20 protein-coding genes are annotated in these 23,075 nt (G+C 66.1%); 6 read left to right on the top strand and 14 right to left on the bottom strand.

The features are described 5' to 3' along the window. Positions 1–23: 23 nt before the first annotated feature. The 5 genes from ACP7AR_RS02385 to ACP7AR_RS02365 all read right to left on the bottom strand — a co-directional run bounded on the left by ACP7AR_RS02385 (position 24) and on the right by ACP7AR_RS02365 (position 4,547). Entirely contained in the window at positions 24–1,805 is a 1,782-nt protein-coding gene (locus ACP7AR_RS02385; protein WP_426182272.1) for a peptidoglycan D,D-transpeptidase FtsI family protein, read from the bottom strand. Positions 1,806–1,824: 19 nt separating this feature from the next. Next, positions 1,825–2,403: a hypothetical protein gene (locus tag ACP7AR_RS02380; RefSeq protein WP_426182270.1), complete on the bottom strand. Its 579-nt coding sequence runs from the start codon at positions 2,401–2,403 to the stop codon at positions 1,825–1,827. Next, positions 2,400–3,338 (bottom strand): 16S rRNA (cytosine(1402)-N(4))-methyltransferase RsmH, encoded by a 939-nt coding sequence (gene rsmH / locus ACP7AR_RS02375; RefSeq protein ID WP_426182267.1) that lies wholly within the window; start codon positions 3,336–3,338, stop codon positions 2,400–2,402. Before rsmH ends, ACP7AR_RS02380 begins: the two co-directional genes overlap by 4 nt. A 100-nt stretch (positions 3,339–3,438) precedes the next feature. After that, positions 3,439–3,870 carry a division/cell wall cluster transcriptional repressor MraZ gene (gene mraZ / locus ACP7AR_RS02370; RefSeq protein ID WP_426182265.1) on the bottom strand — a complete coding sequence of 144 codons (432 nt, stop codon included), beginning with the start codon at positions 3,868–3,870 and terminating at the stop codon, positions 3,439–3,441. Positions 3,871–4,154: 284 nt separating this feature from the next. Next, the gene (locus ACP7AR_RS02365; protein ID WP_426182262.1) at positions 4,155–4,547 is read right to left on the bottom strand and encodes a DUF3040 domain-containing protein; all 393 of its coding nucleotides are present in this window, start codon (positions 4,545–4,547) and stop codon (positions 4,155–4,157) included. A gap of 86 nt (positions 4,548–4,633) precedes the next feature. Here ACP7AR_RS02365 and ACP7AR_RS02360 point away from each other — a divergent pair, with 86 nt between their 5' ends. Further along, positions 4,634–5,722: a polyprenyl synthetase family protein gene (locus tag ACP7AR_RS02360; RefSeq protein WP_426182259.1), complete on the top strand. Its 1,089-nt coding sequence runs from the start codon at positions 4,634–4,636 to the stop codon at positions 5,720–5,722. 6 nt (positions 5,723–5,728) lie between these two features. Here the strand turns inward: ACP7AR_RS02360 and ACP7AR_RS02355 are convergent, their stop codons facing one another. Next, positions 5,729–6,079, bottom strand: a complete 351-nt coding sequence (locus tag ACP7AR_RS02355) for an Rv2175c family DNA-binding protein (RefSeq protein WP_426182256.1) — start codon at positions 6,077–6,079, stop codon at positions 5,729–5,731. Between the two features lie 145 nt (positions 6,080–6,224). On the opposite strand from ACP7AR_RS02355, the gene ACP7AR_RS02350 reads away from it, so the two are divergent. Both ACP7AR_RS02350 and pknB read left to right on the top strand, forming a co-directional pair. Beyond that, a complete protein-coding gene (locus ACP7AR_RS02350; RefSeq protein ID WP_426182253.1) occupies positions 6,225–7,433 on the top strand; it encodes a LysM peptidoglycan-binding domain-containing protein in 1,209 nt (402 codons plus the stop codon). Positions 7,434–7,507: 74 nt separating this feature from the next. After that, positions 7,508–9,463, top strand: a complete 1,956-nt coding sequence (gene pknB, locus ACP7AR_RS02345; RefSeq protein WP_426182251.1) for a Stk1 family PASTA domain-containing Ser/Thr kinase — start codon at positions 7,508–7,510, stop codon at positions 9,461–9,463. Positions 9,464–9,491: 28 nt separating this feature from the next. On the opposite strand, the gene ACP7AR_RS02340 is transcribed toward pknB, so the two are convergent. Together ACP7AR_RS02340 and ACP7AR_RS02335 are read right to left on the bottom strand one after the other, a co-directional pair. Beyond that, a complete protein-coding gene (locus ACP7AR_RS02340; RefSeq protein ID WP_426182248.1) occupies positions 9,492–10,832 on the bottom strand; it encodes a class II 3-deoxy-7-phosphoheptulonate synthase in 1,341 nt (446 codons plus the stop codon). A gap of 53 nt (positions 10,833–10,885) precedes the next feature. Beyond that, positions 10,886–11,572 carry a lysophospholipid acyltransferase family protein gene (locus ACP7AR_RS02335; protein WP_426187585.1) on the bottom strand — a complete coding sequence of 229 codons (687 nt, stop codon included), beginning with the start codon at positions 11,570–11,572 and terminating at the stop codon, positions 10,886–10,888. 182 nt (positions 11,573–11,754) lie between these two features. On the opposite strand from ACP7AR_RS02335, the gene ACP7AR_RS02330 reads away from it, so the two are divergent. Then, complete coding sequence (locus tag ACP7AR_RS02330) at positions 11,755–13,584, top strand: AMP-dependent synthetase/ligase (protein WP_426182245.1); 1,830 nt, start codon at positions 11,755–11,757, stop codon at positions 13,582–13,584. A 49-nt stretch (positions 13,585–13,633) separates the two neighbouring features. On the opposite strand, the gene ACP7AR_RS02325 is transcribed toward ACP7AR_RS02330, so the two are convergent. The 3 genes from ACP7AR_RS02325 to ACP7AR_RS02315 are packed head-to-tail and all read right to left on the bottom strand — an operon-like array spanning position 13,634 to position 19,467. Next, positions 13,634–14,125, bottom strand: a complete 492-nt coding sequence (locus ACP7AR_RS02325) for a peptide deformylase (RefSeq protein ID WP_426182243.1) — start codon at positions 14,123–14,125, stop codon at positions 13,634–13,636. Beyond that, positions 14,125–16,017 (bottom strand): AAA family ATPase, encoded by a 1,893-nt coding sequence (locus ACP7AR_RS02320; protein WP_426182240.1) that lies wholly within the window; start codon positions 16,015–16,017, stop codon positions 14,125–14,127. The genes ACP7AR_RS02325 and ACP7AR_RS02320 overlap by 1 nt, the downstream gene beginning before the upstream one ends. 42 nt (positions 16,018–16,059) lie before the next feature. Further along, positions 16,060–19,467 carry a pyruvate carboxylase gene (locus ACP7AR_RS02315; protein ID WP_426182237.1) on the bottom strand — a complete coding sequence of 1,136 codons (3,408 nt, stop codon included), beginning with the start codon at positions 19,465–19,467 and terminating at the stop codon, positions 16,060–16,062. Positions 19,468–19,560: 93 nt separating this feature from the next. Here ACP7AR_RS02315 and ACP7AR_RS02310 point away from each other — a divergent pair, with 93 nt between their 5' ends. After that, positions 19,561–20,373 (top strand): ParA family protein, encoded by an 813-nt coding sequence (locus tag ACP7AR_RS02310; protein ID WP_426187583.1) that lies wholly within the window; start codon positions 19,561–19,563, stop codon positions 20,371–20,373. Between the two features lie 74 nt (positions 20,374–20,447). Here ACP7AR_RS02310 and ACP7AR_RS02305 read toward each other — a convergent pair whose 3' ends face one another. From ACP7AR_RS02305 to ACP7AR_RS02295, 3 genes are all read right to left on the bottom strand, one after another. Then, complete coding sequence (locus tag ACP7AR_RS02305) at positions 20,448–20,993, bottom strand: MerR family transcriptional regulator (protein WP_426182234.1); 546 nt, start codon at positions 20,991–20,993, stop codon at positions 20,448–20,450. Between the two features lie 100 nt (positions 20,994–21,093). Continuing rightward, positions 21,094–21,783: a MerR family transcriptional regulator gene (locus tag ACP7AR_RS02300; protein WP_426182231.1), complete on the bottom strand. Its 690-nt coding sequence runs from the start codon at positions 21,781–21,783 to the stop codon at positions 21,094–21,096. Next, a complete protein-coding gene (locus ACP7AR_RS02295) occupies positions 21,783–22,268 on the bottom strand; it encodes an FHA domain-containing protein (RefSeq protein WP_426182228.1) in 486 nt (161 codons plus the stop codon). The genes ACP7AR_RS02300 and ACP7AR_RS02295 overlap by 1 nt, the downstream gene beginning before the upstream one ends. Positions 22,269–22,368: 100 nt before the next feature. Between ACP7AR_RS02295 and ACP7AR_RS02290 the strand changes: the two genes are divergently transcribed. Beyond that, a complete protein-coding gene (locus tag ACP7AR_RS02290; protein WP_426182225.1) occupies positions 22,369–23,073 on the top strand; it encodes a copper resistance CopC family protein in 705 nt (234 codons plus the stop codon). The last annotated feature ends 2 nt before the right edge of the window (positions 23,074–23,075 follow it).

Here is a 23,075-nt window from a genome sequence, read left to right as displayed (position 1 = left end):
CTCCATGCGCGGCTCAGTGCCGGCTATTTGAATTTGGGAAGCAGCTCGTCCATCGGGACGGTCGAGGGCGAGACACGGTAGGTCTTCAGCACCTGTGTCATCGCCTGCTGGAAGGCGGATGCCGTGGCGGTGGACGATACAACCTTAGTCGGCTGGTCGAGAGTGACCACCACGACGTACTGCGGGTCGTCCACCGGAGCGAAGCCGACCATGCTCGTGAAGTACACCCCCTGCTTGTACCCGCCCTTGCCATCTGGCACCTCACCGGTGCCCGTCTTGATCGCGACGCGGTACCCGGGAACTTCGATCATCTTGGACAGACCACCTTGCACGGCGACGTTCTCCAGAATCCTGCTCACCGTGTCGGCGGTCGATTCCTTGATGATCTGCTCGTGTGCAGGTGTGTCCGCCTTCACGACCTCGCCGTCGCCCTTGGTGCACGACTCGATCAGCGACAGGTCGATCTTCTCGCCGCCGTTCGCGATCGCCTGGTAGGCGCCGGCGAGCTGCGGAGCAGTGATGGTGAAGTGCTGCCCGAACGTCGTGGTGTACAGCGACTGGGCATCCCACTCCGAGGCGGGGTGCAGCTCGCCTGGCTCCTCGCGGGGGAAGTCGATCGTCTTCTCGCCGACGCCGAACTTCTGCAGGTAGTCGAAGCGCACCTGCGGATCGACCATCGTGCCGAACTTCGACAGCGTCACGTTCGACGAGTCGATGAGTCCGCCGGCGAGTGTGTAGTTCTCTGCACCGTGCACGAACGCGTCGTTGATCACGGCGCCGTTGGGGAAGGTCTCCCTGCTGGCCGCGGACACTGTCGTGTTCAGATCGGCTGCGCCGGAGTCGAGCACTGCGGAAGCCGTGATCGCTTTGAAGGTCGACCCAGGCTCGAAGGTGCGGGTGAACAGGCGCGTGCCCCAGTCATCGGGCGAAGAGGCGTTGAGGTCATTGGGGTCGAGCGACGGCCATTCAGCTGCGGCCCGGATCTTGCCCGTCTTCACTTCGACGACGGTCACGGTTCCGGACTGGGCGCCCATCTTCTGCCCTTCTTCGGAGATCATCTGCGTCAAGTACCACTGCAGGTCACTGTCGATCGTCAGCTGCACCGATCCGCCGTCCTCCGCCGCGACGGTGCGGTCGCTGCCGGGGATGACATTGCCGTCCTTGCCACGCAGGTACGTGCGCTCCCCGCTGGTCGGCGAGAGGCACTGCTTCTCCAACTGCTCGACACCGGACTGGCCGGCGCCTGCACTGTCGACGTAACCGATCAGGTTGCCGGCGACGGCGCCGTTGGGGTAGACGCGGGTCTCGCGAGGCTTCATGTGCAGGTAGACGAGCCCGAGATCGCGCAGCTCGAGGTACTTCTCGGTGCTGAGCCCCTTCTTGAGCGGGTAGTACTGCGAACTCGGATCGCTCGCGAGCGTCTCAGCGACTCCTGTGCGGATCTCCTCGGCGTCCTGTCCAGTGATCGCCGCGATCTGGTCTGCTGCCTCAGCCCACGCCACCTTCGGCGGGTTCTCGGCATTGTCCTCGATCTGCTTCATCACTTTCGGGTCCAGCTGAGCGTCGTAGACGGTGACGCTGGATGCGAGCGTGGTGCCGTTCGTGTCGACGATCGAGCCGCGGCTGCCGTACAGCGTCACGGTGTCGCCGAGCTGTCCGACCTGCAGCGAGTCCTCGACGTGATCGTCGGCGCTCACCACCTGGATGTCGACGAGGCGGATGACGAATGCCGACAGCACCGCGAGGATGACCGCGAGTGCGACGACGGTGCGGCGCCGTGGGCCGCGAGTGGCTCTTGTCGTCATGTCGCTCTCTCAGTCGTGTTCAGCGGGTCGTCGGGCTCGGGAGTCCGTCGGTGATGGGCGGGGGAAGATTCGGATCGACGGCATCGGCAGTGCCGTCTGTGGAGGCCTCGGCCTCGTCTTCAGCAGCCGTCGCAAGCGCCTTCTGGTTCAGCAGTGCATTGTGCACTGCACCTGTCCCGTTCGGATCGATCGTGGATCTCCCGTCGGCGCCGGTGTTCGCGCCGAGAACGGCAGCATCGCTGAGGCGCAGATACGATGCAGACCCCGCGACCACCATTCCCAGCTCGGAGGCCTTGGTCGCGAGCAACTGGGGCGAACTCGTACCGGCGAGCTCGTCTTCGAGTGCACTCGCCTGCAGATTGAGTTCACGCTGCTGGGACGTGAGATCCGCCAGCACGAACGAGTCGTGCGTTATCGCCAAAGACAGCCCGATCTGCGCGATGCCGATGGCTGCCGCACCGCCGAGTGCGATGAGGGCATAGGCGAGCTTGGGCTTGGCGCGCCGCGCAGGCGCGCTGACGGGCTTCAGCCGCCGCGGTGCGCGGGGTGCAGGGGTGATCGGTTCCGGCAGCAGTGCTGTCGCGGCCTGACGGCTCATGCTGCCTCCCTGATTCGTTCCGCGGCGCGCAGTCGCACCGGGATGGCACGAGGATTGCGTGCCTTCTCGTCGTCGCCGGCGAGCTCCGCGCCCTTCGTGATGGTGCGGAATCGCGGCGCGTGCTGCGGCAGTTCGACGGGAAGTCCGGCAGGTGCCGTCGAAGCGGATGCTGCGGCGAACGCCTGCTTCACGAGACGGTCCTCGAGCGACTGGTAGCTCATGACGACGATCCGTCCACCGACGGCCAACGCATCCATTGCGGCAGGGATCGCGTCGGCGAGCACGCTGAGTTCGGAGTTCACTTCGATGCGCAGCGCCTGGAACACCCGCTTGGCAGGATGACCAGCACGCTGCACGGCGGCCGGCGTCGCGGCCTGGAGCAGATCCACGAGGTCCTGCGAGCGTACGAGCGGCTTCTCGTCGCGCGCCTGCACGATGAAGCGGGCGTAACGAGCGGCGAGCTTCTCCTCGCCGTAGCGCTCGAAGATGCGGCGGAGGTTGCCCTCGCTGTACGTCGCCAGGACCTCGGCGGCGGTGGTGCCCTTCGTCTGATCCATGCGCATGTCCAGTGGGGCGTCCTTGGAATATGCGAAACCACGCTCTGCTTCGTCCAGCTGCAGAGAGGAGACGCCGAGATCCATCAGGATGCCTGACGCGCCGTGCGCGTGGATCCCGATCTCGTCGTACACGGTGTGCACGAGCGTGATCCGGTCGGCGAAGCGCTCGAGCCGCTGGCCGGCGATGCGCAGGGCATCGGTGTCTCGGTCGAGCCCGATCAAACGGATGTTGTCGAATCGTTCGAGCAGTGCCTCGGAGTGTCCGCCCATGCCGAGCGTCGCATCGACGAGCACAGCACCGTCATGCTGCAGGGCAGGTGCCAGCAGCTCGATGCATCGCTCGAGGAGGACCGGGGTGTGGATGTCGCGAAGGTTCATGATCTTCTCGGGTGACCTTCGACTCTGATCCCCCTCCGCTTCTCGACCCGGCACCGGGGAAGTGTGTCGGGGCGGGAGCGGCGGGGCATCACAGTCGAGGTCAGAACAGTCCCGGAATCACCTCCTGTTCGAGTTCTGAGTAGTTGTCCTCACCGGCGGCGAGGTAGTCGTTCCATGCCGCGGCATCCCAGATCTCGGCGTGGGCACCCACGCCGGTGACGATGAGCTCCTTCTCGAGCCCCGCGTACTGACGGAGGTGGGCTGGGATGGTGATGCGGTTCTGGCTGTCCGGCATCTCAGCGCTGGCCCCCGAGAGGAACATGCGCAGGAAGTCACGAGCCTGTTTGTTGCTGAGCGGCGCCTGTCGGATCCGCTCGTGCATCGCCTCGAATTCGGCCGTGCTGAACACGTAGAGGCACCGTTCCTGACCGCGGGTGACGACGATGCCGCCGCCGAGGTCCTCACGGAACTTCGCGGGCAGGATGACTCGGCCTTTGTCGTCGAGCTTCGGTGAATGCGTTCCCAACAACATCGGCCATCACCCCCTCTGCGTCCGGCCAACTCGAGGTGAGCCCCACTTTACTCCACTTTGCTCCACTTTCATATGAGCAAACGTGGACAGCATGGCATATCGCGTTCGAGCGACGCTCGACTCCCCCGTGATTCCGGCGAAAAACGGCGCGAGTGATCAGTGGAGGACGGTGGAGGGAAAAGCCGAGATCGCTGTGCGCCTCAGCGCGTCGTCAGGGTGCGCAGACACCCGCAGACGCAGAAAAGCCCGGATGCGCAATGCATCCGGGCTGATGAAGTAGGGGGTCAGCGGCCGTCTTGGCGACGATCCCAACGGTCGTTCATACGATCCATGAACGATGCCGAGGCCTGCGGTGGCTTCGACGTTGCACTTGTTCGAGCACGAGGAGTGCCGCCGACCCGACGCACCGGGGTCGCGGCGAGGATGACGCCCGCGACCATTGCCGCGAATCCGATCACTCCCACGATGATGCTGGCGACAGGACCGAGCTGAGCGCCCAGGGCGACGCCGGCGACGAGAGCACCGACACCGACGAGCAGCAGTACGGCGCCGTACACGAGGTTGCGGTAGCTGAGCGTTCGATCGCCGGAGGGCGCGGTTACAATGTCTGCGTCGTTGTGCAAGAGATGGCGTTCCATCTCATCGAGCAGACGCTGCTCCTGTTCAGACAGTGGCATGACGCCCCCCTTGGTTCAGTGTCTTTCATTCTACGCTCGCAGAACCGCCGAGGCTAGTTATCGGCTGAGAACCTAAGCTGATTATCGTGCCCTCCTCCACGCCTGTCCAGGACGCCGTCTCCGCTCGTCTTGATCGGTTCCTCTCCGCGCTCGGTTCCCAGGCGCAGGAATACGGTCCGGATGCCGAGATGTTCTTCGCGTCCGCAGCAGCCACGCTGCAGGGGGGCAAGCGTCTGAGAGCACGGTTCTGCCACGCAGGCTGGGGCTCGGTGGCGCGTCTTTCCGCGCGCGGAGCCACCGAGACGGACGCACTGTGGGACCTCTGCGCCGCACTGGAGATATTCCAGTCCGCCGCTCTCGTGCACGACGATCTGATCGACAACTCCGACACGAGACGCGGCCGACCGGCAGCGCACCGTTCGCTCGAGCATCAGCACCGCTCGCTCGCCTGGTCAGGAGACGCCGAGTCGTTCGGGCGAGCTGCCGCGATACTCCTCGGGGATCTCCTCGTGGCGTGGAGCGATGACCTGCTGGAGTCGGCTCTGACAGGCCTCGAGGAGGCCCCTACGGTCCGCCGCGAGTACGCCCGTATGCGGCGCGACGTCACCACCGGTCAGTTCCTCGACATCGCGGAGGAGTCGGCCTGGCTCGTCAATCCCCTCTCTGAGCACGCCGACCGCGCGTTGCGCGTCGTGTCGCTGAAGTCCGCGCGGTACAGCATCGAGCAGCCACTGCTGCTGGGCGCGCTGCTCGCGGGGGCCGACGAATCGCAACAGGATGCGCTGCGCCGTTTCGGTCATCCGATCGGCATGGCATTCCAGTTGCGCGACGACGTGCTCGGAGTGTTCGGTGATCAGTCGCTCACCGGAAAGCCGGCGGGAGACGATCTGCGCGAGGGCAAGCGCACCGTGCTGATCGCGTTCACGCGTGAGCATCTGGATGGTTCGGCCCGTCGAGTGCTCGATGAGCTGCTCGGGGATGCGGCGCTCACTGCGGACCAGGTTTCCGCGCTCCAGGCGACCATCGCCAAGTCCGGCGCATTGGCGCGCGTGGAGGAGCTCATCGACGTCTACGCTCAGGAGGCCGACCGCGCGCTCTCGGGTGCGCCGCTTGACAACGCCGCCGTCGGCGAGCTGCGAGATCTCGCACGTGCAGCGACTGTGCGCACCGCGTGAGTTCGGTCAGGCGAGAGTTCGTGCGACGCGGCGGACCGCGCTCTTGTGTCCGTCGAGCAGAGCCGCGATCGGCGTACGACCGAGCTCTTCCTCTTCACTGAACAACCAGTCGATCACCTCGTCGTCTGAAAAGCCCGCGTCGGTGAGGACGATGATCGTGCCACGCAGCGAAGACAGCGGATGGCCGTCGACGATGAACTGCGCGGGGACGCCGAAGACTCCGTTCCTGCGAGATCCGACCAGGTACTGCTCTGAGATCATCCGACGCACGCGCCCCAGCGGCTCGTCAAGGCGCTCTACGAGCTCGGGCATCGTCAGCCAGGTGATGGCCGTGGGTTCGGGGGCAGTCTCAGACACGTTTCGACTATCTCACCTTCGGCTCCGTACCGCACATCAGGACTTCTTCCACTTCAGTCACATCAGTCACTTTGATTGACATCCGTTTACATCCGTGTCAGCGTTTCAGGGTCAGCAAAGGGGGGAAACCTTGAGACCGAACACCATGAGAACCCGCGCCAGATACGTCCAGCTCGGCGTTCCAGCTGCCGTCCTCGGTGTGCTCGCGAGCGCGATCCACACCGCACCGGCCACCGCCGCAGCACCGGCGGAGCGCGGCTCCGAGAGTCGACTCACCGCACTGTCTCGCGTGCTGCCGGCCACGACGAATCCCACGACGTACACCGTCCAGGAGGGCGACACCGTGTTCTCGATCGCGCAGCGCTTCGGCCTGCGTACGGTCGACGTCCTAACGTGGAACGACCTCAGCTGGCGATCGGTGATCCACCCGGGCCAGACGCTCGCCGTGGCTGCTCCGGCTGCAGCACCCGCTGCGGCGGCTCCGGCGGCCCCCGCAGCTCCGGCCTCCTCCAAGAGCACGCACGCAGTGGTCGCCGGTGACACGATCTTCGCGATCGCGCAGAAGCACGGCACGACGGTCGAAGCTGTCCTCGCCGCCAACGGGCTGAGCCGCAGTTCGGTGATCTACCCCGGGCAGACCATCGCGATCTCCGGCACGACTGCACCCGCCCCCGCACCGGCCGTGGCGCCGTCCCCTGCACCCGCGAAGCCGGCTGCCAGCGGCACAGCGCACACGGTCGTCGCCGGCGACACCATCTTCGCGATCGCGAAGAAGCACAGCACATCTGTAGACGCCATCTACGCGGCGAACGGCCTGAGCGCGTCTTCCATCATCTACCCAGGGCAATCCATCATCGTCGCGGCAGCAGCACCGGCAGCATCCGCGCCCGCGACAGCAGCACCGGCCGCGCCCGCGACATCCGCGCCGTTACCGGCCCGAACGGCGACTCTCAACGCGGCACAGGCCGAGAACGCCACCATGATCATCCGGATCGGGCGCGAGCTCGGAGTCTCGGATCGAGGCATCGCGATCGCGTTGGCGACTTCCATGGTCGAATCGTGGCTGCGCAATCTCGACTGGGGGGACCGCGACTCGCTGGGTCTGTTCCAACAGCGACCGAGCACCGGCTGGGGCACAGCCGATCAGATCATGGATCGCGACCGCAGCATCCGTGTCTTCTACGGTGGCGCGCATGACCCCAACGGCACGACGACCCGAGGACTTCTCGATGTCGGCGGCTGGGACGGCATAGCCTTCAAGGATGCCGCCCAGGCCGTGCAGATCTCGGCGTACCCGGATCGCTACGACCAGTGGGAGGCTCAGGCCTACAAGTGGATCGCCCTGTATGGCTGATTCCCAGCCGATCCGGTCGTCGAAAGGGTGAGCCGCTCCGCGGTCTGCCAGCCACTTCTTCATAGACTCTGTACGTGACGACCAATCAGCAGGCTGATCCCCTCATCGGGCGGCTTGTCGACGGCCGTTACCGGGTGCGCGCCAGGATCGCCCGAGGCGGCATGGCCACCGTGTACGTCGCCACCGATCTTCGTCTGGAGCGCAGGATCGCCCTGAAGGTGATGCACGGCCACCTGAGCGACGATTCGGTCTTCCAGAGCCGATTCATCCAGGAGGCGCGTGCGGCTGCTCGCCTCGCCGATCCTCACGTCGTCAACGTCTTCGATCAGGGCCAGGACGGCGAACTCGCCTATCTGGTGATGGAGTATCTTCCCGGCATCACCCTGCGTGAGCTGATGCGCGAGCAGCGCCGTCTCACGATCCCGCAGACGATAACGATCATGGACGCGATCCTCGCCGGGCTCGCCGCTGCGCACAAGGCCGGCATCGTGCACCGCGACGTGAAGCCTGAGAATGTGCTGCTCGCCGAGGACGGCCGCATCAAGATCGGCGATTTCGGCCTTGCCCGCGCCACCACGGCGAACACCGCCACGGGTCAGCAGCTACTGGGAACCATCGCCTATCTCGCTCCAGAACTCGTCACCCGCGGCACGGCCGACGCTCGCAGTGACATCTATGCACTCGGCATCATGCTCTACGAGATGCTCGTCGGCGAGCAGCCGTACAAGGGCGAGCAGCCCATGCAGATCGCGTTCCAGCACGCGACCGAGTCGGTGCCGCGCCCGAGCGCGCGCAACCCCGGGGTGCCCGAGCAGCTCGACGAGCTGGTTCTGTGGTCGACAGAGAAGTCGCCGGATGAGCGACCGAACGACGCGCAGGAGATGCTCGATCGTCTGCGCGAGATCGAGCGATCCCTCGGGGTGTCCCCCGCCGCTGTCGCGACGACGACGACACCGATCCGTTCGCAGAGCGACTCCGGTGAACTGACCAAGGTCATCCCCTCGACGATGGTGATCGAGGATTCCGCTGGGCAGGTGACACCTCAACAGCCCCTCGACAATGCCACGCTGCTGCGACGACGCACTTCCAAGCGACGGGCCCGTGGCGCGTTCCTCCTCGCACTCGTGCTTCTGCTCGCAGTCGCCGCTGGCGGAGTCGGCTGGTGGTTCGGGTCTGGTCCCGGCTCGCTCGTCGGCGTGCCGCCGGTGGCCGGTCTCAGCTATGAGGAAGCCGCCGCGGCTTTGACTGAAGAGGGGTTCGTCCCCGTCCGCGCGGAAGAGAGCTCCGTCGACGTCGAACCGGGCATCGCCCTGTACACCGACCCGAAGGAGGGCGAGCGCCTCGACAGCGGCACAAAGGTGAACGTCTTCGTCTCGACAGGCCCGGCTCCACGTGCGGTCGATGCTTTGAACGGCAAGACCGCAGACGAGGCACGCAGCTATCTCGCAGAGCTCGGTATCGCCGTCGCTGATGACGATCTCCTGCTCTACTCGGGAGCAGACGAAGGCGTCGTCATCAATGCCAGCATCACCCCGCGTGCCGGCGGCGACGACATCGGCTGCGGCGAAGGATGCGACGTGTTCGAGGCCGACACCGCACACCTGATCGTGTCACTGGGCGGACTCCCCGACGTCATCGGGATGACGGCCTCCGAGGCATCCTCGGCACTGGGCGAGAAGGACATCCAGACGACGACCGTCGAGGAGTACAGCAACGACGTCGAGCAGGGGCGGGTCATCCGCATCCCGGATCGTGAGGGATCTCCGAACTGGCGACCCGGCGACACGATGACGCTGGTCGTCTCGCTCGGACCGCAGCTGTTCGCCGTTCCCGACGTCACAGGCAAGAAACTCGCGGAGGCGAAGGACATTCTGGCGTCGTCTGAAGGCGCCTTCACCTCGACGTACGCCGCGTGGGGAGACCTTCCCGGCTTCGCCGACATGGCAGTCGTGACGGCACAGAACCCGGGATCCGACGGGTCGCTGCGCGCCGGCAGCGCGGTGGAACTCACGATCCAGCTCACCGGCTGAGCGCACCGCTCACCGGCTCAACAACGCGTCAGCGCTTCTCGAGCTCCTCGGCGACGAGGAACGCGAGTTCGAGGCTCTGCATGTGGTTCAGGCGCGGGTCGCACAGGCTCTCGTAGCGAGTCGCCAGGGCGGCCTCGTCGATGTGCTCAGAACCGCCGAGGCACTCGGTGACGTCGTCACCGGTGAGCTCGACGTGGATGCCGCCGGGGAATGTGCCGACGGCGCGATGGGCCTCGAAGAAGCCGCGCACCTCGTCGACCACGTCATCGAAGCGACGCGTCTTGTATCCGGTCGGCGTCGTGATGCCGTTGCCGTGCATCGGGTCCGTGACCCAGAGCGGCTGCGCTCCGGATTCGCGAACGGCCTCGAGCAGCGGCGGCAGTGCGTCGCGGATCTTGCCCGCACCCATGCGCGTGATGAAGGTGAGACGGCCGGGCTCACGGTTCGGATCGAGCTTGTCGATGAGCGCGAGCGCCGTCTCGGGCGTGGTGGTCGGGCCGAGCTTCACGCCGATGGGGTTGCGGATCTTCGAGAAGTAGTCGACGTGCGCCCCATCGAGATCGCGCGTGCGCTCCCCGATCCAGAGGAAGTGAGCCGAAGTGTTGTACGGCGTGTCCGTGCGCGAGTCGATGCGCGTCATCGGGCTCTCGTAATCCATCAGCAGGCCCTCGTGGCCGGTGAAGAACTCGACGCGCTTGAGCTCGTCGAAGTCAGCGCCGGCAGCCTCCATGAACTTGATCGCACGATCGATCTCAGAGGCCATGCGCTCGTACCGCTGGTTGGCGGGGTTCTGCGCGAAGCCCTTGTTCCAGGAGTGCACTTCACGGAGGTCGGCGAACCCACCCTGCGTGAAGGCACGGATCAGATTCAGCGTGGAGGCAGCCGTGTGGTAGCCCTGCAGCAGGCGACCGGGGTCTGCCTGGCGGGAGCCCTCGGTGAAGTCGTAGCCGTTGACGATGTCGCCGCGGTACGCGGGCAGCGTGATGTCGCCGCGTGTCTCCGAGTCGCTCGAGCGCGGTTTCGCGAACTGCCCCGCCATGCGGCCCATCTTGACGATCGGCATCGATGCACCGTAGGTGAGTACCACGGCCATCTGCAGAACGGTCTTGATGCGGTTGCGGATCTGCTCCGCGGTGGCGCCGGCGAACGTCTCGGCGCAGTCACCGCCCTGCAGCAGGAACGCCTTGCCGGATGCTGCGCGCGCGAGGCGATCGCGGAGGTTGTCGACCTCACCCGCGAACACCAGCGGCGGGAGCGCCGCGATCTGCGACGACACGTCAGCGACGCGGTCCGCATCGGGCCAGGACGGCTGCTGCTTGATGGGAAGTGCGCGCCAAGCATCCAGGGCGGCGTCGTGCTGCTGAGGCATCTTCCCAGCTTACTGGCCGACAGGGCCCTGCCCTGCCGTCATGACAGCAGCCGTCAGGAGCGCTGCGGCATCCGATCCTTGACGGACGACGCGTAGACGTCGTCGTACTGCTGCTCCCCCAGTCGCTGCAGGGCGACCATGATCTCGTCGGTCACGGAGCGCAGGATGTAGCGGTCGTTCTCCATGCCCTCGTAGCGAGAGAAATCCAGGGGCTCGCCGATCACGATTCCCACCCGCACGATCCGTGGCACGCTGCGGCCGATCGGCATGGCGGTGTCGGTGTCGACCATGACCACGGGGATCACCGGAACCTTCGCCTCGAGCGCCATCCGTGCGATGCCGGTACGACCGCGGTACAGCTTGCCGTCGGGACTGCGGGTGCCCTCGGGGTAGATGCCGAGCAGGTCGCCGCGACCGAGCACCTGAAGGCCGGTGTTCAGCGAGGCCTCAGAGGCCTTCCCGCCGGAGCGGTCGATGGGGATCTGGCCAGTGGCCTTCATGAAGTACTTCGTCGCCCAGCCCTTGAGCCCGCGCCCGGTGAAATAGTCGCTCTTGGCGAGGAACGACATCGGCCGGTCGATCAGCAGCGGGAGGAACACCGAGTCGGATACCGACAGGTGGTTGCTCGCGAGGATCGCCGCGCCGTTCTTGGGCACGTTGCTGCGACCCACGATCCAGGGACGGAAGATCGCCTTGACCGCGGGGCCGATCACGACGTACTTCATCAGCCAGTAGAACATCGTCACGAAGTCTATCCCCGGGCCCGCCGCCGCCCGTCATGACACTCGTGAACGGATGCCGCGACAGGCGCGACTGAGTGTCAGAAGCCGCGTGACTCAATTCCAAAATGGCCACGATTCAGCGAACGTTGTGCCCTAGACTCATGGGAAACCCGTGCCCGACCGGTACCGAAGGAGTTGCCGTGGTTCAATTCGAAGTTCCCGCGATCGTCCCTGCTGATCCCGATGCGAACGTCACCGATCTGCTGGCCAAGCGCGTAGAAGCCACTCCTGACCGGGCGTTGTTCTCCGTGCCGAACGGTGACGGATGGCGCGACATCAGCGCTGCCGACTTCCAGACCGCTGTCATCGCGCTGGCGAAGGGCCTCGTCGCGGTGGGCGTCCAGCCCGGCGAGAAGATCGGATTCCTCGCACGCACCACATACGAGTGGACACTGGTCGACTTCGCCCTGTTCTACGCCGGCGCAGTCATGGTGCCCATCTACGAGACGAGCTCGCCCTCACAGATCCAGTGGATCCTCGAGGACTCCGGAGCCACGGCGCTCATCGTGGAATCCGCCGACCACTTCACCAAGTTCGACGAGGTCCGCGGCGATCTTCCGTTGATCCGCGAGGTCTGGCAGCTGCACCTCGGCGCCATCGACACGCTCACGGCGGCGGGCGTCGCCGTGGAGGACGCAGAGATCGAGCGCCGCCGCAACCTCGCCGTGGGATCCGACATCGCGACCCTCATCTACACCTCCGGTTCGACCGGACGCCCCAAGGGGTGCGTGCTGACCCACAGCAACTTCGTCGAGCTCTGCCGCAACTCTGCGAAGTCGCTCAATGCCGTCGTGGAGACGCCAGGGGCATCCACCCTGCTGTTCATCACCACGGCGCACATCTTCGCGCGATTCATCTCGCACCTCAACATCCACGCCGGCGTGCGCACGGGGCACCAGCCCGACACGAAGCAGCTGCTGCCCGCATTGGGCTCGTTCAAGCCGACCTTCCTCCTCGCTGTGCCGCGTGTGTTCGAGAAGGTCTACAACTCGGCGGAGCAGAAGGCCGAGGCCGGTGGCAAGGGAAAGATCTTCCGCGCCGCTGCGGCCGCGGCGATCGAGCACTCCCGCCTGCTCGAAGAGGGCAAGAAGATCCCGTTCGGGCTCAAGATCAAGTTCGCCCTGTTCGACAAGCTCGTGTACAGCAAGCTGCGCGCAGCCATGGGTGGCAACATCGTCTACGCGGTCTCCGGCTCCGCGCCTCTCGGCCCGCGCCTCGGCCACTTCTTCCACAGCCTCGGGGTCGTGATCCTGGAGGGCTACGGTCTCACCGAGACGACGGCTCCGGCAACGGTGAACCTCGCCGACAAGTCGAAGATCGGGACCGTCGGCCCCGCACTCCCCGGAGTCGGGGTCCGACTCGCAGACGACGGCGAGATCGAAGTCAAGGGCATCAACGTCTTCAAGGAGTACTGGAACAACCCGGAGGCCACAGCCGAGGCATTCCATGACGGCTGGTTCCGCACCGGAGACATCGGCAGCTTCGACTCGGAGGGCTTCCTCACGGTCACCGGCCGCAAGAAGGAGATCATCGTCACGGCCGGCGGCAAGAACGTCGCCCCGGCCGCGCTCGAGGACCCGATCCGCGCCAACCCGATCGTCGGGCAGGTCGTGGTCGTCGGCGACCAGAAACCGTTCATCTCCGCGCTGATCACCCTGGACTCCGAGATGCTGCCGACATGGCTCGGCAACAACGGTCTCCCGGCCGAGATGAGCCTGGCCGAGGCAGCGAAGAACGAAGCCGTCCGCGCCGAGGTCCAGCGCGCCGTGGACATCGCGAACGGCAACGTGTCGCGGGCCGAATCGATCCGCAAGTTCAAGATCCTCGACATCGAGTGGACAGAGGACAGCGGTCACCTCACGCCGAAGATGTCGATCAAGCGAAACGTCATCATGGCGGACTTCGCAGACGACGTCGCGGCGATCTACGACGAGCCGGTCAACACGACCAACGTCGCGCTCGGCGGCTGACGCAGGTGAGAATGAGGAACGCCCCCGCCGAAGCGGGGGCGTTCCTCATTCAGAACCAATCGCTCTCGCGCACCTCGCGCATGGCGATCTTGCGATCCTCCGGCGAGAGTCTGCTGAGGTACAGCGTGCCGTCGAGATGATCGGTCTCATGCTGCAGCGCCTGCGCGAGAAGTCCCTCGCCCTCGAGAACCACCGGGTTGCCGTCGAGATCGATCCCCTCGACGCGCGCCCACGGGTGTCGGAGCGCATCGTGCCAGAGGCCAGGAACCGAGAGGCAGCCTTCCCCTGTCGGCACCGGCTCGCCGCGCACCTCGGTCAGCACAGGGTTGAGCACGTAGCCGATGTCGCCGTCGATGTTGTAGCTGAAGGCGCGCGCGGCTACACCGATCTGAGGAGCCGCCACACCGGCGCGGCCCGGGAGCTCGACGGTCTCGACGAGGTCGGCGACGAGCGCGCGCACGCCGTCATCGATCTCGACGATCGGTGTGCAGACCGTGCGCAGCACAGGGTCGCCGAAGACCCGGATCTCGCGAACCGCCATCAGGCAGCGCTCGCCCGAAGGCCCTCGACGAGCGAGGCGGCGAGCTCGCGAGCGGCCTGACGCGTCTCAGGCTGCAGGTTGGCGAACACGATCGCGCCGCCACCGGCGATCTGCGAGTCATACGGCATCCGCACGACGCTCTTCGCACGTGTGGCGAAGTGCGCCTCCAACTCGTTCAACCGCACCAGCGGGCTGCCCGGCGTCGACTGGTTGAGGACGACGATCGATCGTCGTGCGAGCTCGGCGTAGCCGTTCGTCTCGAGCCAGGTCAGAGTCTCGGAGGCGAGCCGTGCCTCGTCGACGCTCAGACCGGAGACGATGATGAGCTGGTCCGCGAGATCGAGCGTCGCTCCCATGACGGAGTGCACGATGCCCGTGCCGGTGTCGGTGAGCACCAGCGAATAGTAGTGCGCCGCGACATTCGCGACGTCCCGGTAGTCGTCATCGTTGAAAGCCTCGGCGATGCGCGGATCCGCATCCGATGCCAGCACGTCGAGTCGCGTGGAATCGCGTGCGACGATCGACGAGACATCGTGATAACCCTTGACCTCATCGTGGATGCGCACGAGGTCACGAACGGATCTGCTGTGCGTGCGGACGATGCGATCGGCCAGCGTGCCGCGGTCCGGGTTCGCGTCCACTGCGATCACTCGGTCATCACGAGCATCAGCCAGCGCCATGCCGAGCAGCGCCGTGATGGTCGTCTTGCCGACACCGCCCTTGCGCGACAGTACCGGCACGAAGCGCGCACCGCCCACGAGAGGTGCGGAGATCCGTGCGGTGAGCGCCTTGCGCGCGCGGGCACGTCTGCCGTCACCGATGTTGATTCGTCGCCCCGAAGCCGCGTAGAGGAAGTGACTCCACGCGCCCTCCGGCTCCGGCTTCGTCACCTGATGAGGATCGAGCAGCCGGTCGGCGGTCAGCAGGTCGGCGGACTCACGAGTCGACTGACCGAGCTGGTCTCCGAGCCGCTTCGAGGTCAGCGCGACCTCGGGTCGAGACACCGCCGACCGCTGAGCGATCGCCGTCTCTGCAGGCTTCTGGGCCGACTTGGGCGTTTCATCTGGGTTCATCACAGTCTCGCTCTTCGCTTTCTCGGCCGGAACGGACGCCGCGGGCGTCGGTGTCGGGACCGGCGTGGCCTCCTGCTGCAATGCGGCGGCGATCCACGCCGACGTCGCGCTCTCGCCGCGCGGTGCCTTCTCACGAGGCGCCTTGTCCGACTCCGTCACCGGCTCAGGAGCCGGTTCAGCTTCAGGTTCAGGTTCAGGTTGAAGTTCAGCAACAGGTGCCGGCACAGGCTCAGGCTCGCTCGGCGTCGCCGCGTGAGCGCGGGGCTTCTTCTTGGACTTCGGCTTGTTGTTCTTCGGTGCTGGCTCCGCCGGAGCGGCCGCGGCGATGACCACGGGGTCCACGATCACGTCTGCGGTCTCTGCGGAGACGTCTTCATCCGCGACGACCTCCGCAGAGTCATCAGCCTGCGCATGCGGCTCGGCATCCGTGACAGCCTCGGGCTCGGGCTCGACGACAGCCTCCACGATCACTTCATCCGACGCGTCCAGCACCTCCGCTGGCACCTCTTCTTCCGCGGGCTGCTCCGCCGGGATCTCGATGACGATGCCGATCTTGTCATCGTCGATACGACCCACGCTCGCATCGGTGGCCGCCACCGCAGCGGCGTCGATCGGCGGGTCGACGATGAGCTCCGAGAGGATCTCACCGTCCACGACCGCGTCGTCGACGAGGTCGTCATCCGCGTCCTGTGGAAGGGTGACACTCACCTGCGCCGTCTGTCCGAGTATGCCGATTCCTGTGGTGTCCAACGAGGCTGCCTCGTCGAGGATGCCGCGGTTGTCGTCCTCCGCGGAGTCTGGTTCGTTCTTCGGTGTCACTGTGTCACTCCAAGCTTGGGCGAGCGTGTCGCTCGCCCAAGATTACTGGGCAGGACGGATGACGACCAAAAGGTCTCCGGCATCCACCTGCTGAGTGGCGCCGATCGCGAGCCTTTCCACGACACCGTCGACAGAGGCGGTGATGGCCGCTTCCATCTTCATGGCCTCAATGGATGCGACCGGCTCACCGGCACGCACGACGTCGCCGACCTCGACCTTCAACGACACCACTCCAGAGAACGGTGCTGCCACCTGACCGGGCTTCGCGGTGTCAGCCTTCTCGACCTCGTGCGCATCGACCGCGATCGATCGGTCACGCACGAACACCGGTCGCAGCTGACCGTTCAGCGTCGTCATGACCGTTCGCATGCCACGATCATCGGCTTCGCCGATGGCCTCGAGCCCGACGTACAACTGCACACCGCGGTCGATCTCGACCAGATGCTCCTGCCCCTGGACGAGGCCGTACAGGTAGTCGCTGGTGTCGAGCACGGACAGGTCGCCGAACGACTCGCGCTGCTGTGCGAACTCGCGCGTCGGCACGGGGAACAGCAGCGAGTTCAGCCGCTCCCGACGTTCAAGGCTGGAGCCGGCCAGCGCCTTCTCATCATCAGCCGATATCTCGGTCAGGCCCACACGCACCTCACGACCGGCGAGCACCTTAGTGCGGAAGGGCTCGGGCCAGCCGCCGGGAAGATCGCCCAACTCGCCTGCCATGAATCCGACGACCGAGTCCGGCACGTCGTATTTCTCCGGGTTGGCCTCGAAGTCGGCGGGGTCGGCGCGCACAGCAGCGAGATGCAGGGCGAGGTCGCCGACGACCTTCGACGAGGGCGTCACCTTGGGGACGCGACCGAGGATGCGGTCGGCTGCGGCGTACATGTCCTCGATGAGCTCGAAGTCATCCGCGAGACCCAGCGCCTTGGCCTGCTGGCGGAGGTTGGAGAGCTGACCGCCGGGGATCTCGTGGTGGTACACCCGGCCGGTGGGACCTGGCAGGCCGGACTCGAACGGCGCGTACTGGTTGCGCACGGCCTCCCAGTACGGCTCGAGATCGGAGACGGCATCCAGGTCGATTCCGCTGTCGCGTTCTGTGTGGACCAGAGCGGCGACGAGCGACGACAACGAGGGCTGGCTCGTCGTGCCGGAAAGAGGAGCGGATGCCGCATCCACCGCATCGACGCCGGCGGCACTGGCCGCGAGCAGGGTCGCGAGCTGCCCACCCGGGGTGTCGTGCGTGTGCAGATGCACCGGCAGATCGAAACGCGCACGCAGCGCCGTGACGAGCTTCGCGGCCGCAGCAGGCCGCAGCAGCCCCGCCATGTCCTTGATGGCCAGCACATGTGCGCCGGCATCCACGATCTGCTCGGCGAGGCGGAGGTAGTAGTCGAGCGTGTACAGGTCTTCCGCGGGATTGAGCAGATCGCCGGTGTAGCAGAGCGCGACCTCGGCGATCGACGTGCCGGTGGCGCGCACGGCATCGATCGCCGGGCGCATCTGCGAGACGTCGTTGAGAGCATCGAAGATGCGGAAGATGTCGACACCGCTCGTCGCGGCCTCGGCGACGAACGCCTCGGTGACCGCGCTCGGGTACGGCGTGTATCCGACGGTGTTGCGCCCGCGCAGCAGCATCTGGATGTTGATGTTCGGCAACGCGGTGCGCAGCTTGTCCAGGCGCTCCCACGGATCCTCACCGAGGAAGCGGAGCGCGACATCGTAGGTCGCCCCTCCCCAGGCCTCGACCGACAGCAGACCGGGCGTGAGCCGGGCGAGATATGGAGCCGCAGCGACGAGGTCGCGTGTGCGCACACGGGTGGCCAGCAACGACTGGTGCGCGTCACGGAACGTGGTGTCGGTGATGGCCAGTGCGCTCTGCGCACGCAGGCTCTTGGCGAAGCCGTCAGGCCCCAGCTCCAGCAGACGCTGACGCGAGCCGGGGGCCGGCTCGACATTCAGATCGACGTCCGGCAGCTTGGTGACAGGGTCTGCGACACCGGGGTGCGCGCCGTTCGGCTTGTTGACCGTGACATCGACCAGCCAGTTCAGCAGCTTCGTACCGCGGTCCTTCGAGGTCCTCCCCTGGAGCAGGTCGGGCCGCTCGTCGATGAAGGAGGTGCTGACGTCGCCCGAGATGAACGCGTCGTCCGCCAGAAGCGCCTGCAGGAACGGGATGTTCGTGGAGACGCCACGGATGCGGAACTCGGCCAGCGCGCGACGTGCACGGCCGACGGCCGCCTCGAAATCACGCCCGCGGCAGGTGAGCTTCGAAAGCATCGAGTCGAAGTGAGGGCTGATCTGCGCGCCCTGATGCACTGTGCCGCCGTCGAGGCGGATCCCGGCGCCACCGGGCGAACGATACGTCGTGATCTTGCCCGTGTCAGGACGGAATCCCTGCGTCGGATCCTCGGTGGTGATACGGCACTGCAGCGCCGCGCCGCGCAGTCGGATGTCTCCCTGCTGCAGACCGAGTTCGGCGAGCGTCTCCCCTGCGGCGATGCGCATCTGCGACTGCACGAGGTCGACGTCGGTGACCTCCTCGGTCACGGTGTGCTCCACCTGGATGCGCGGGTTCATCTCGATGAAGACGACTTCTCCGGTGCGCTCCCCTGCGGTCTCGAGCAGGAACTCCACGGTGCCCGCGTTCTCGTAACCGATCGAACGGGCGAACGCGATCGCATATCCGTGAAGCGCGGTGCGGATGCTGTCGTCGAGGTTCGGGGCAGGAGCGATCTCCACGACCTTCTGATGACGACGTTGCACAGAGCAGTCGCGCTCGAACAGGTGCACGGTCTCGCCGGTCTTGTCGGCGAGGATCTGCACCTCGATGTGCCGGGGGCGCACGACTGCCTGCTCCAGGAACATCCGAGCGTCACCGAAGGCGCTCTCCGCCTCGCGCATGGCCTCGGCGAGTGCCGGGGCGAGTTCGCCCTTCGTCTCGACACGGCGCATTCCTCGGCCTCCGCCACCCGCGACCGCCTTCGCGAACAGCGGGAACCCGATGTCATCGGCCTGGGCGACCAGTGCGTCGACGTCGGAGGATGCCTCCGTCGACCGCAGCACGGGGACACCGGCCTCGATCGCGTGGTGCTTGGCTTCGACCTTGTTGCCGGCCATCTCGAGCACCTTCGACGGCGGACCGATGAAGACGATGCCGTTCGCCGCCGCCTTCTCAGCGAGTTCCGGATTCTCGGAGAGGAAACCGTAGCCGGGGTAGATCGCATCGGCCCCGGATTCGAGCGCCACGCGGATGATCTCGTCGACGTCGAGATAGGCGCGAACCGGGTGTCCGTGTTCGCCGATCTCATATGCCTCATCGGCTTTGAGCCTGTGCTGAGAACCCCTGTCCTCATAAGGGAACACCGCGACCGTGCGGGCTCCTACTTCGAAAGCGGCTCTGAACGCGCGGATCGCGATCTCACCGCGGTTGGCCACAAGAATCTTCTGGAACATGCACACCTCTGATGACTCGTTGTACGCCGTATTCGACGCTCACGGGGCGGGGCTGAGTGTGCTCCAAGCCTAGGGGAAGGTAACGTGGTCTCCGTGCACGTACTCAGCGTCAGTTCTCTCAAGGGAGGCGTCGGCAAGACGACCGTGACTCTCGGACTGGCCTCAGCGGCCTTCGCCCGAGGCGTCCGGACCCTCGTCGTCGACCTCGACCCGCAATCCGATGTGTCCACTGGCATGGACATCCAGGTCGCCGGCCGGCTCAACATCGCCGACGTGCTGGCGAACCCGAAGGAGAAGGTCGTCCGTCAGGCGATCACCTCCAGCGGCTGGGCGAAAGTGCACCCCGGCACGATCGACGTGCTCATCGGCAGCCCGTCTGCCATCAACTTCGACGGCCCGCACCCCAGCGTGCGCGACGTCTGGAAGCTCGAAGAGGCACTGGCTGCCGTCGAGAGCGACTACGACCTCGTGCTGGTCGACTGCGCTCCCTCGCTGAACGCGCTCACCCGCACGGCCTGGGCGGCCAGTGACCGGGTCATCGTGGTCACCGAGCCCGGACTGTTCTCCGTGGCGGCCGCCGATCGTGCACTGCGCGCGATCGAGGAGATCCGCCGAGGACTCTCCCCTCGCCTTCAGCCGCTGGGCATCGTCGTGAACCGCGTGCGCCCGCAGTCGATCGAGCACCAGTTCCGCATCAAGGAGCTGCGCGACATGTTCGGCCCGTTGGTCCTCTCCCCCCAGCTGCCGGAGCGCACATCGCTGCAGCAGGCACAGGGAGCGGCCAAGCCGCTGCACATCTGGCCGGGAGACTCCGCCCAGGAGCTCGCAGCCGACTTCGACCTGCTGCTGGATCGGATCATCCGCACCGGCCGCGTCCCCGTTCCGGAGAGCGGCGCCCAGGCCTGACCGGTCAAGACGAAAACGCGCCCAGCATCGCTGAGCGCGTTTTTCTCTGGACGGGCATCGAGCCCATCGAAGATTCAGGCCGTGCGCTTGGCGCGACGAGCACCGAGCTCGTCGACCGGATCGGGCGAAGTGGGGTCGAACTCGACGAGCGTCGACTCGACCTCGCGCAGGACCTTGCCGACGGCGATGCCGAAGACGCCCTGGCCACGGCTGACGAGGTCGATGACCTCATCGTTCGAGGTGCACAGGTACACGGACGCGCCGTCGCTCATGAGCGTGGTACCGGCGAGATCGCGGATGCCTGAGGCACGCAGCTGATCGACGGCGGTGCGGATCTGCTGCAGCGAGATGCCGGTGTCGAGCAGTCTCTTGACGAGCTTGAGCACGAGGATGTCGCGGAACCCGTAAAGGCGCTGCGAGCCGGAGCCGCTTGCACCACGGACGGTGGGCTCGACCAATTCGGTGCGAGCCCAGTAATCGAGCTGACGGTATGTGATGCCTGCAGCGCGAGCGGCGACCGCGCCGCGGTAACCGACCTCGTCGTCCATCGCGGGCAGACCGTCGGTGAAGAGGAGTTCGGTGACGAACCGCGGGTCGCCTGAAAGCTCATCCGCATTCATATGAAGTCCTCCCTGAAGCAATTAACTCCCACGCTAGAGCAGTGCCCCGGCACCGGCAATGACATCCGCGCATCGGCGAAGGTGTGTCGCAACCAGTTCGTTACGAAAGCACTCGAGTGAGTGCTTCCTTGACGAAGAGCGAGCGCACTTCGTCGATCTTCGTGGCGAGTTCGGGCGCCATCTCGCGCGCCTTCCCCCTTGATGTGGCATCCGTTCGGCGCAGCAGCGCCGACATCGCCGATTCGATCAGTGAGACCTCGCGCTCCGCGCTCTGGCGCAGCGTGCGAAGGTGGCGTGGCTCGATCCCGTGGCGGTCCAGGGCGACGAGGCTGCGCAGCAGGGTGACGGTCGTCTCGGGATAGCTCTCAGCCGCCGCGATGATGCCGGTGCTGATGGCGTCGTTCAGGATCTGCGGGCCGGCGCCGGCCGCGGAGAGCAGTTCATCACGCCGATAGCGCCTGGGGGCAGGAGCGATCGATGGTGGCGGAGGGAAGGCCGTCGACGCGTCGCCGTTGGCCTCAGCCTCGTCGAGCTGCTCGCGGATGACGCTCAGCGGCAGGTAGTGATCGCGCTGCAGGGTGAGTCCGAGTCGCAGACGGTCGATGTCGGCCTGCGAGAACTTGCGGTAGCCCGACTCGGTGCGCGACGGGCTGACGATGCCCTGCACCTCGAGGAACCTCAGCTTGCTCGACGTGAGATCGGGGAACTCCGGAGTGAGCCGGGCGAGCACCTGACCAATGCTCAGTAGACCCGCGGACGCAGAGCGATCGCGGGCGTGAAGTGCCACCATCAGGCGTTCGCCGCCGGGAGATCAGCGGTCGAAGCGAAGAAGTTCAGCCGGAACTTGCCGACTCGCAGCTCGAAGCCGTTCGCCAGCGCGCTGCGATCCACGCGCTCACCGTTGACGTACGTGCCGTTGAGGGAGCGCTGATCGGTGATCTCGAACGCATTGCCACTGCGAGTGATCTCGGCGTGGCGACGCGAGACAGTGACATCGTCGAAGAAGATATCGGCCTCGGGGTGGCGTCCGATGGTGGTGACATCGGTGTCCAGCAGGTAACGCGCACCAGCCAGCGCGCCGGAGCGGACCAGCAGCAGCGCGGACCCTGCGGGAAGCGCAGCGATCGCCGTCTGCTCCACATCGGTGAGCTCTGCGCCGAATGGCACGAAGGAGAGATCGGAGTCGTGTCCGAAGGTCTGTGTGGCGTCGTGCCTCTGCTCGCCGCCGCGATGAATTGCGGCGTCGCCTGCCGATCGGCTGTCGTTGTCTGTCACGGTGGCCCTCCTCTGACACCAGACTAACTGATCACACGCCGCCGCCGGGAGGGTCTGTGCGAGTCAGCGCCCGCACAACGAAGTTTCCTATGCTGAGACTGTGCGCACCCTCACAGTTCGACGTTCCGCCGTCCCCCTCGCGCTGGCTGCGATGTTGCTCGCCGCCTTCGTGCTGCTCTTCGCATGGCCCCAGTCGGCGGCGGCCCATGATTCGCTCGTCGATTCAAATCCGGCCGCCGATTCGAGCATCGAGCTGCTTCCCCCCGAGCTCACGCTGACCTTCAGCGCGGCGCTGATCGGCGGCGAAGGCTCGACCGAGGTCGTGGTGCTCGATGCCGACGAGAACAACGTCGCGGAGGGCGACCCCGAGCTCGACGGCGCGATGGTCATCCAACCGCTCGCATCCGATGGCACGGCCGGCGAGTATCACGTGATCTGGAAGGTCGTCTCCAGCGACGGACATCCGACCTCGGGCGAGTTCGACTTCACCGTGACATCCGACAACTCCGCCCCCGAGACTTCTCCTCCTGCCTCCCCGGCACCGGATGCGGCGACGACGCCGTCGGCAGAGAGCAGCACGCCGGCGACGCAGGCGCCCGAGGAGGGGACCCCCGCAGACGGCGACGCATTCCTGCGCGTCCTGCCATGGATCCTCATCGCCCTCGTCGTTGCCGGAGGCGCCGGCGCTCTCGTGGCGGTCCTCGTCGCTCGCAGTCGAAAGAGCGCCGCATCTTCCGATTCTGACGACGCTGCTTCCGATTCCGACGACGCTGCTTCCGATTCCGACGAGCCTGCAGAGCGATAGGC

Origin of the sequence: Microbacterium sp. TWP3-1-2b2, assembly GCF_049896145.1 — a bacterium.
Classification (GTDB): domain Bacteria; phylum Actinomycetota; class Actinomycetes; order Actinomycetales; family Microbacteriaceae; genus Microbacterium.
The sequence above is the reverse complement of the archived record's forward strand: the minus strand, read 5'-3'. Positions and strand labels throughout refer to the sequence as shown.

Bases quoted from the DNA above. Each gene is read 5' to 3' on its own strand.
- ACP7AR_RS02385 (WP_426182272.1), bottom strand. From the start codon at position 1,805: ATGACGACAAGAGCCACTCGCGGCCCACGGCGCCGCACCGTCGTCGCA.
- ACP7AR_RS02380 (WP_426182270.1), bottom strand. From the start codon at position 2,403: ATGAGCCGTCAGGCCGCGACAGCACTGCTGCCGGAACCGATCACCCCT.
- rsmH (WP_426182267.1), bottom strand. From the start codon at position 3,338: ATGAACCTTCGCGACATCCACACCCCGGTCCTCCTCGAGCGATGCATC.
- mraZ (WP_426182265.1), bottom strand. From the start codon at position 3,870: ATGTTGTTGGGAACGCATTCACCGAAGCTCGACGACAAAGGCCGAGTC.
- ACP7AR_RS02365 (WP_426182262.1), bottom strand. From the start codon at position 4,547: ATGCCACTGTCTGAACAGGAGCAGCGTCTGCTCGATGAGATGGAACGC.
- ACP7AR_RS02350 (WP_426182253.1), top strand. From the start codon at position 6,225: ATGAGAACCCGCGCCAGATACGTCCAGCTCGGCGTTCCAGCTGCCGTC.
- ACP7AR_RS02340 (WP_426182248.1), bottom strand. From the start codon at position 10,832: ATGCCTCAGCAGCACGACGCCGCCCTGGATGCTTGGCGCGCACTTCCC.
- ACP7AR_RS02335 (WP_426187585.1), bottom strand. From the start codon at position 11,572: ATGTTCTACTGGCTGATGAAGTACGTCGTGATCGGCCCCGCGGTCAAG.
- ACP7AR_RS02325 (WP_426182243.1), bottom strand. From the start codon at position 14,125: ATGGCGGTTCGCGAGATCCGGGTCTTCGGCGACCCTGTGCTGCGCACG.
- ACP7AR_RS02315 (WP_426182237.1), bottom strand. From the start codon at position 19,467: ATGTTCCAGAAGATTCTTGTGGCCAACCGCGGTGAGATCGCGATCCGC.
- ACP7AR_RS02305 (WP_426182234.1), bottom strand. From the start codon at position 20,993: ATGAATGCGGATGAGCTTTCAGGCGACCCGCGGTTCGTCACCGAACTC.
- ACP7AR_RS02300 (WP_426182231.1), bottom strand. From the start codon at position 21,783: ATGGTGGCACTTCACGCCCGCGATCGCTCTGCGTCCGCGGGTCTACTG.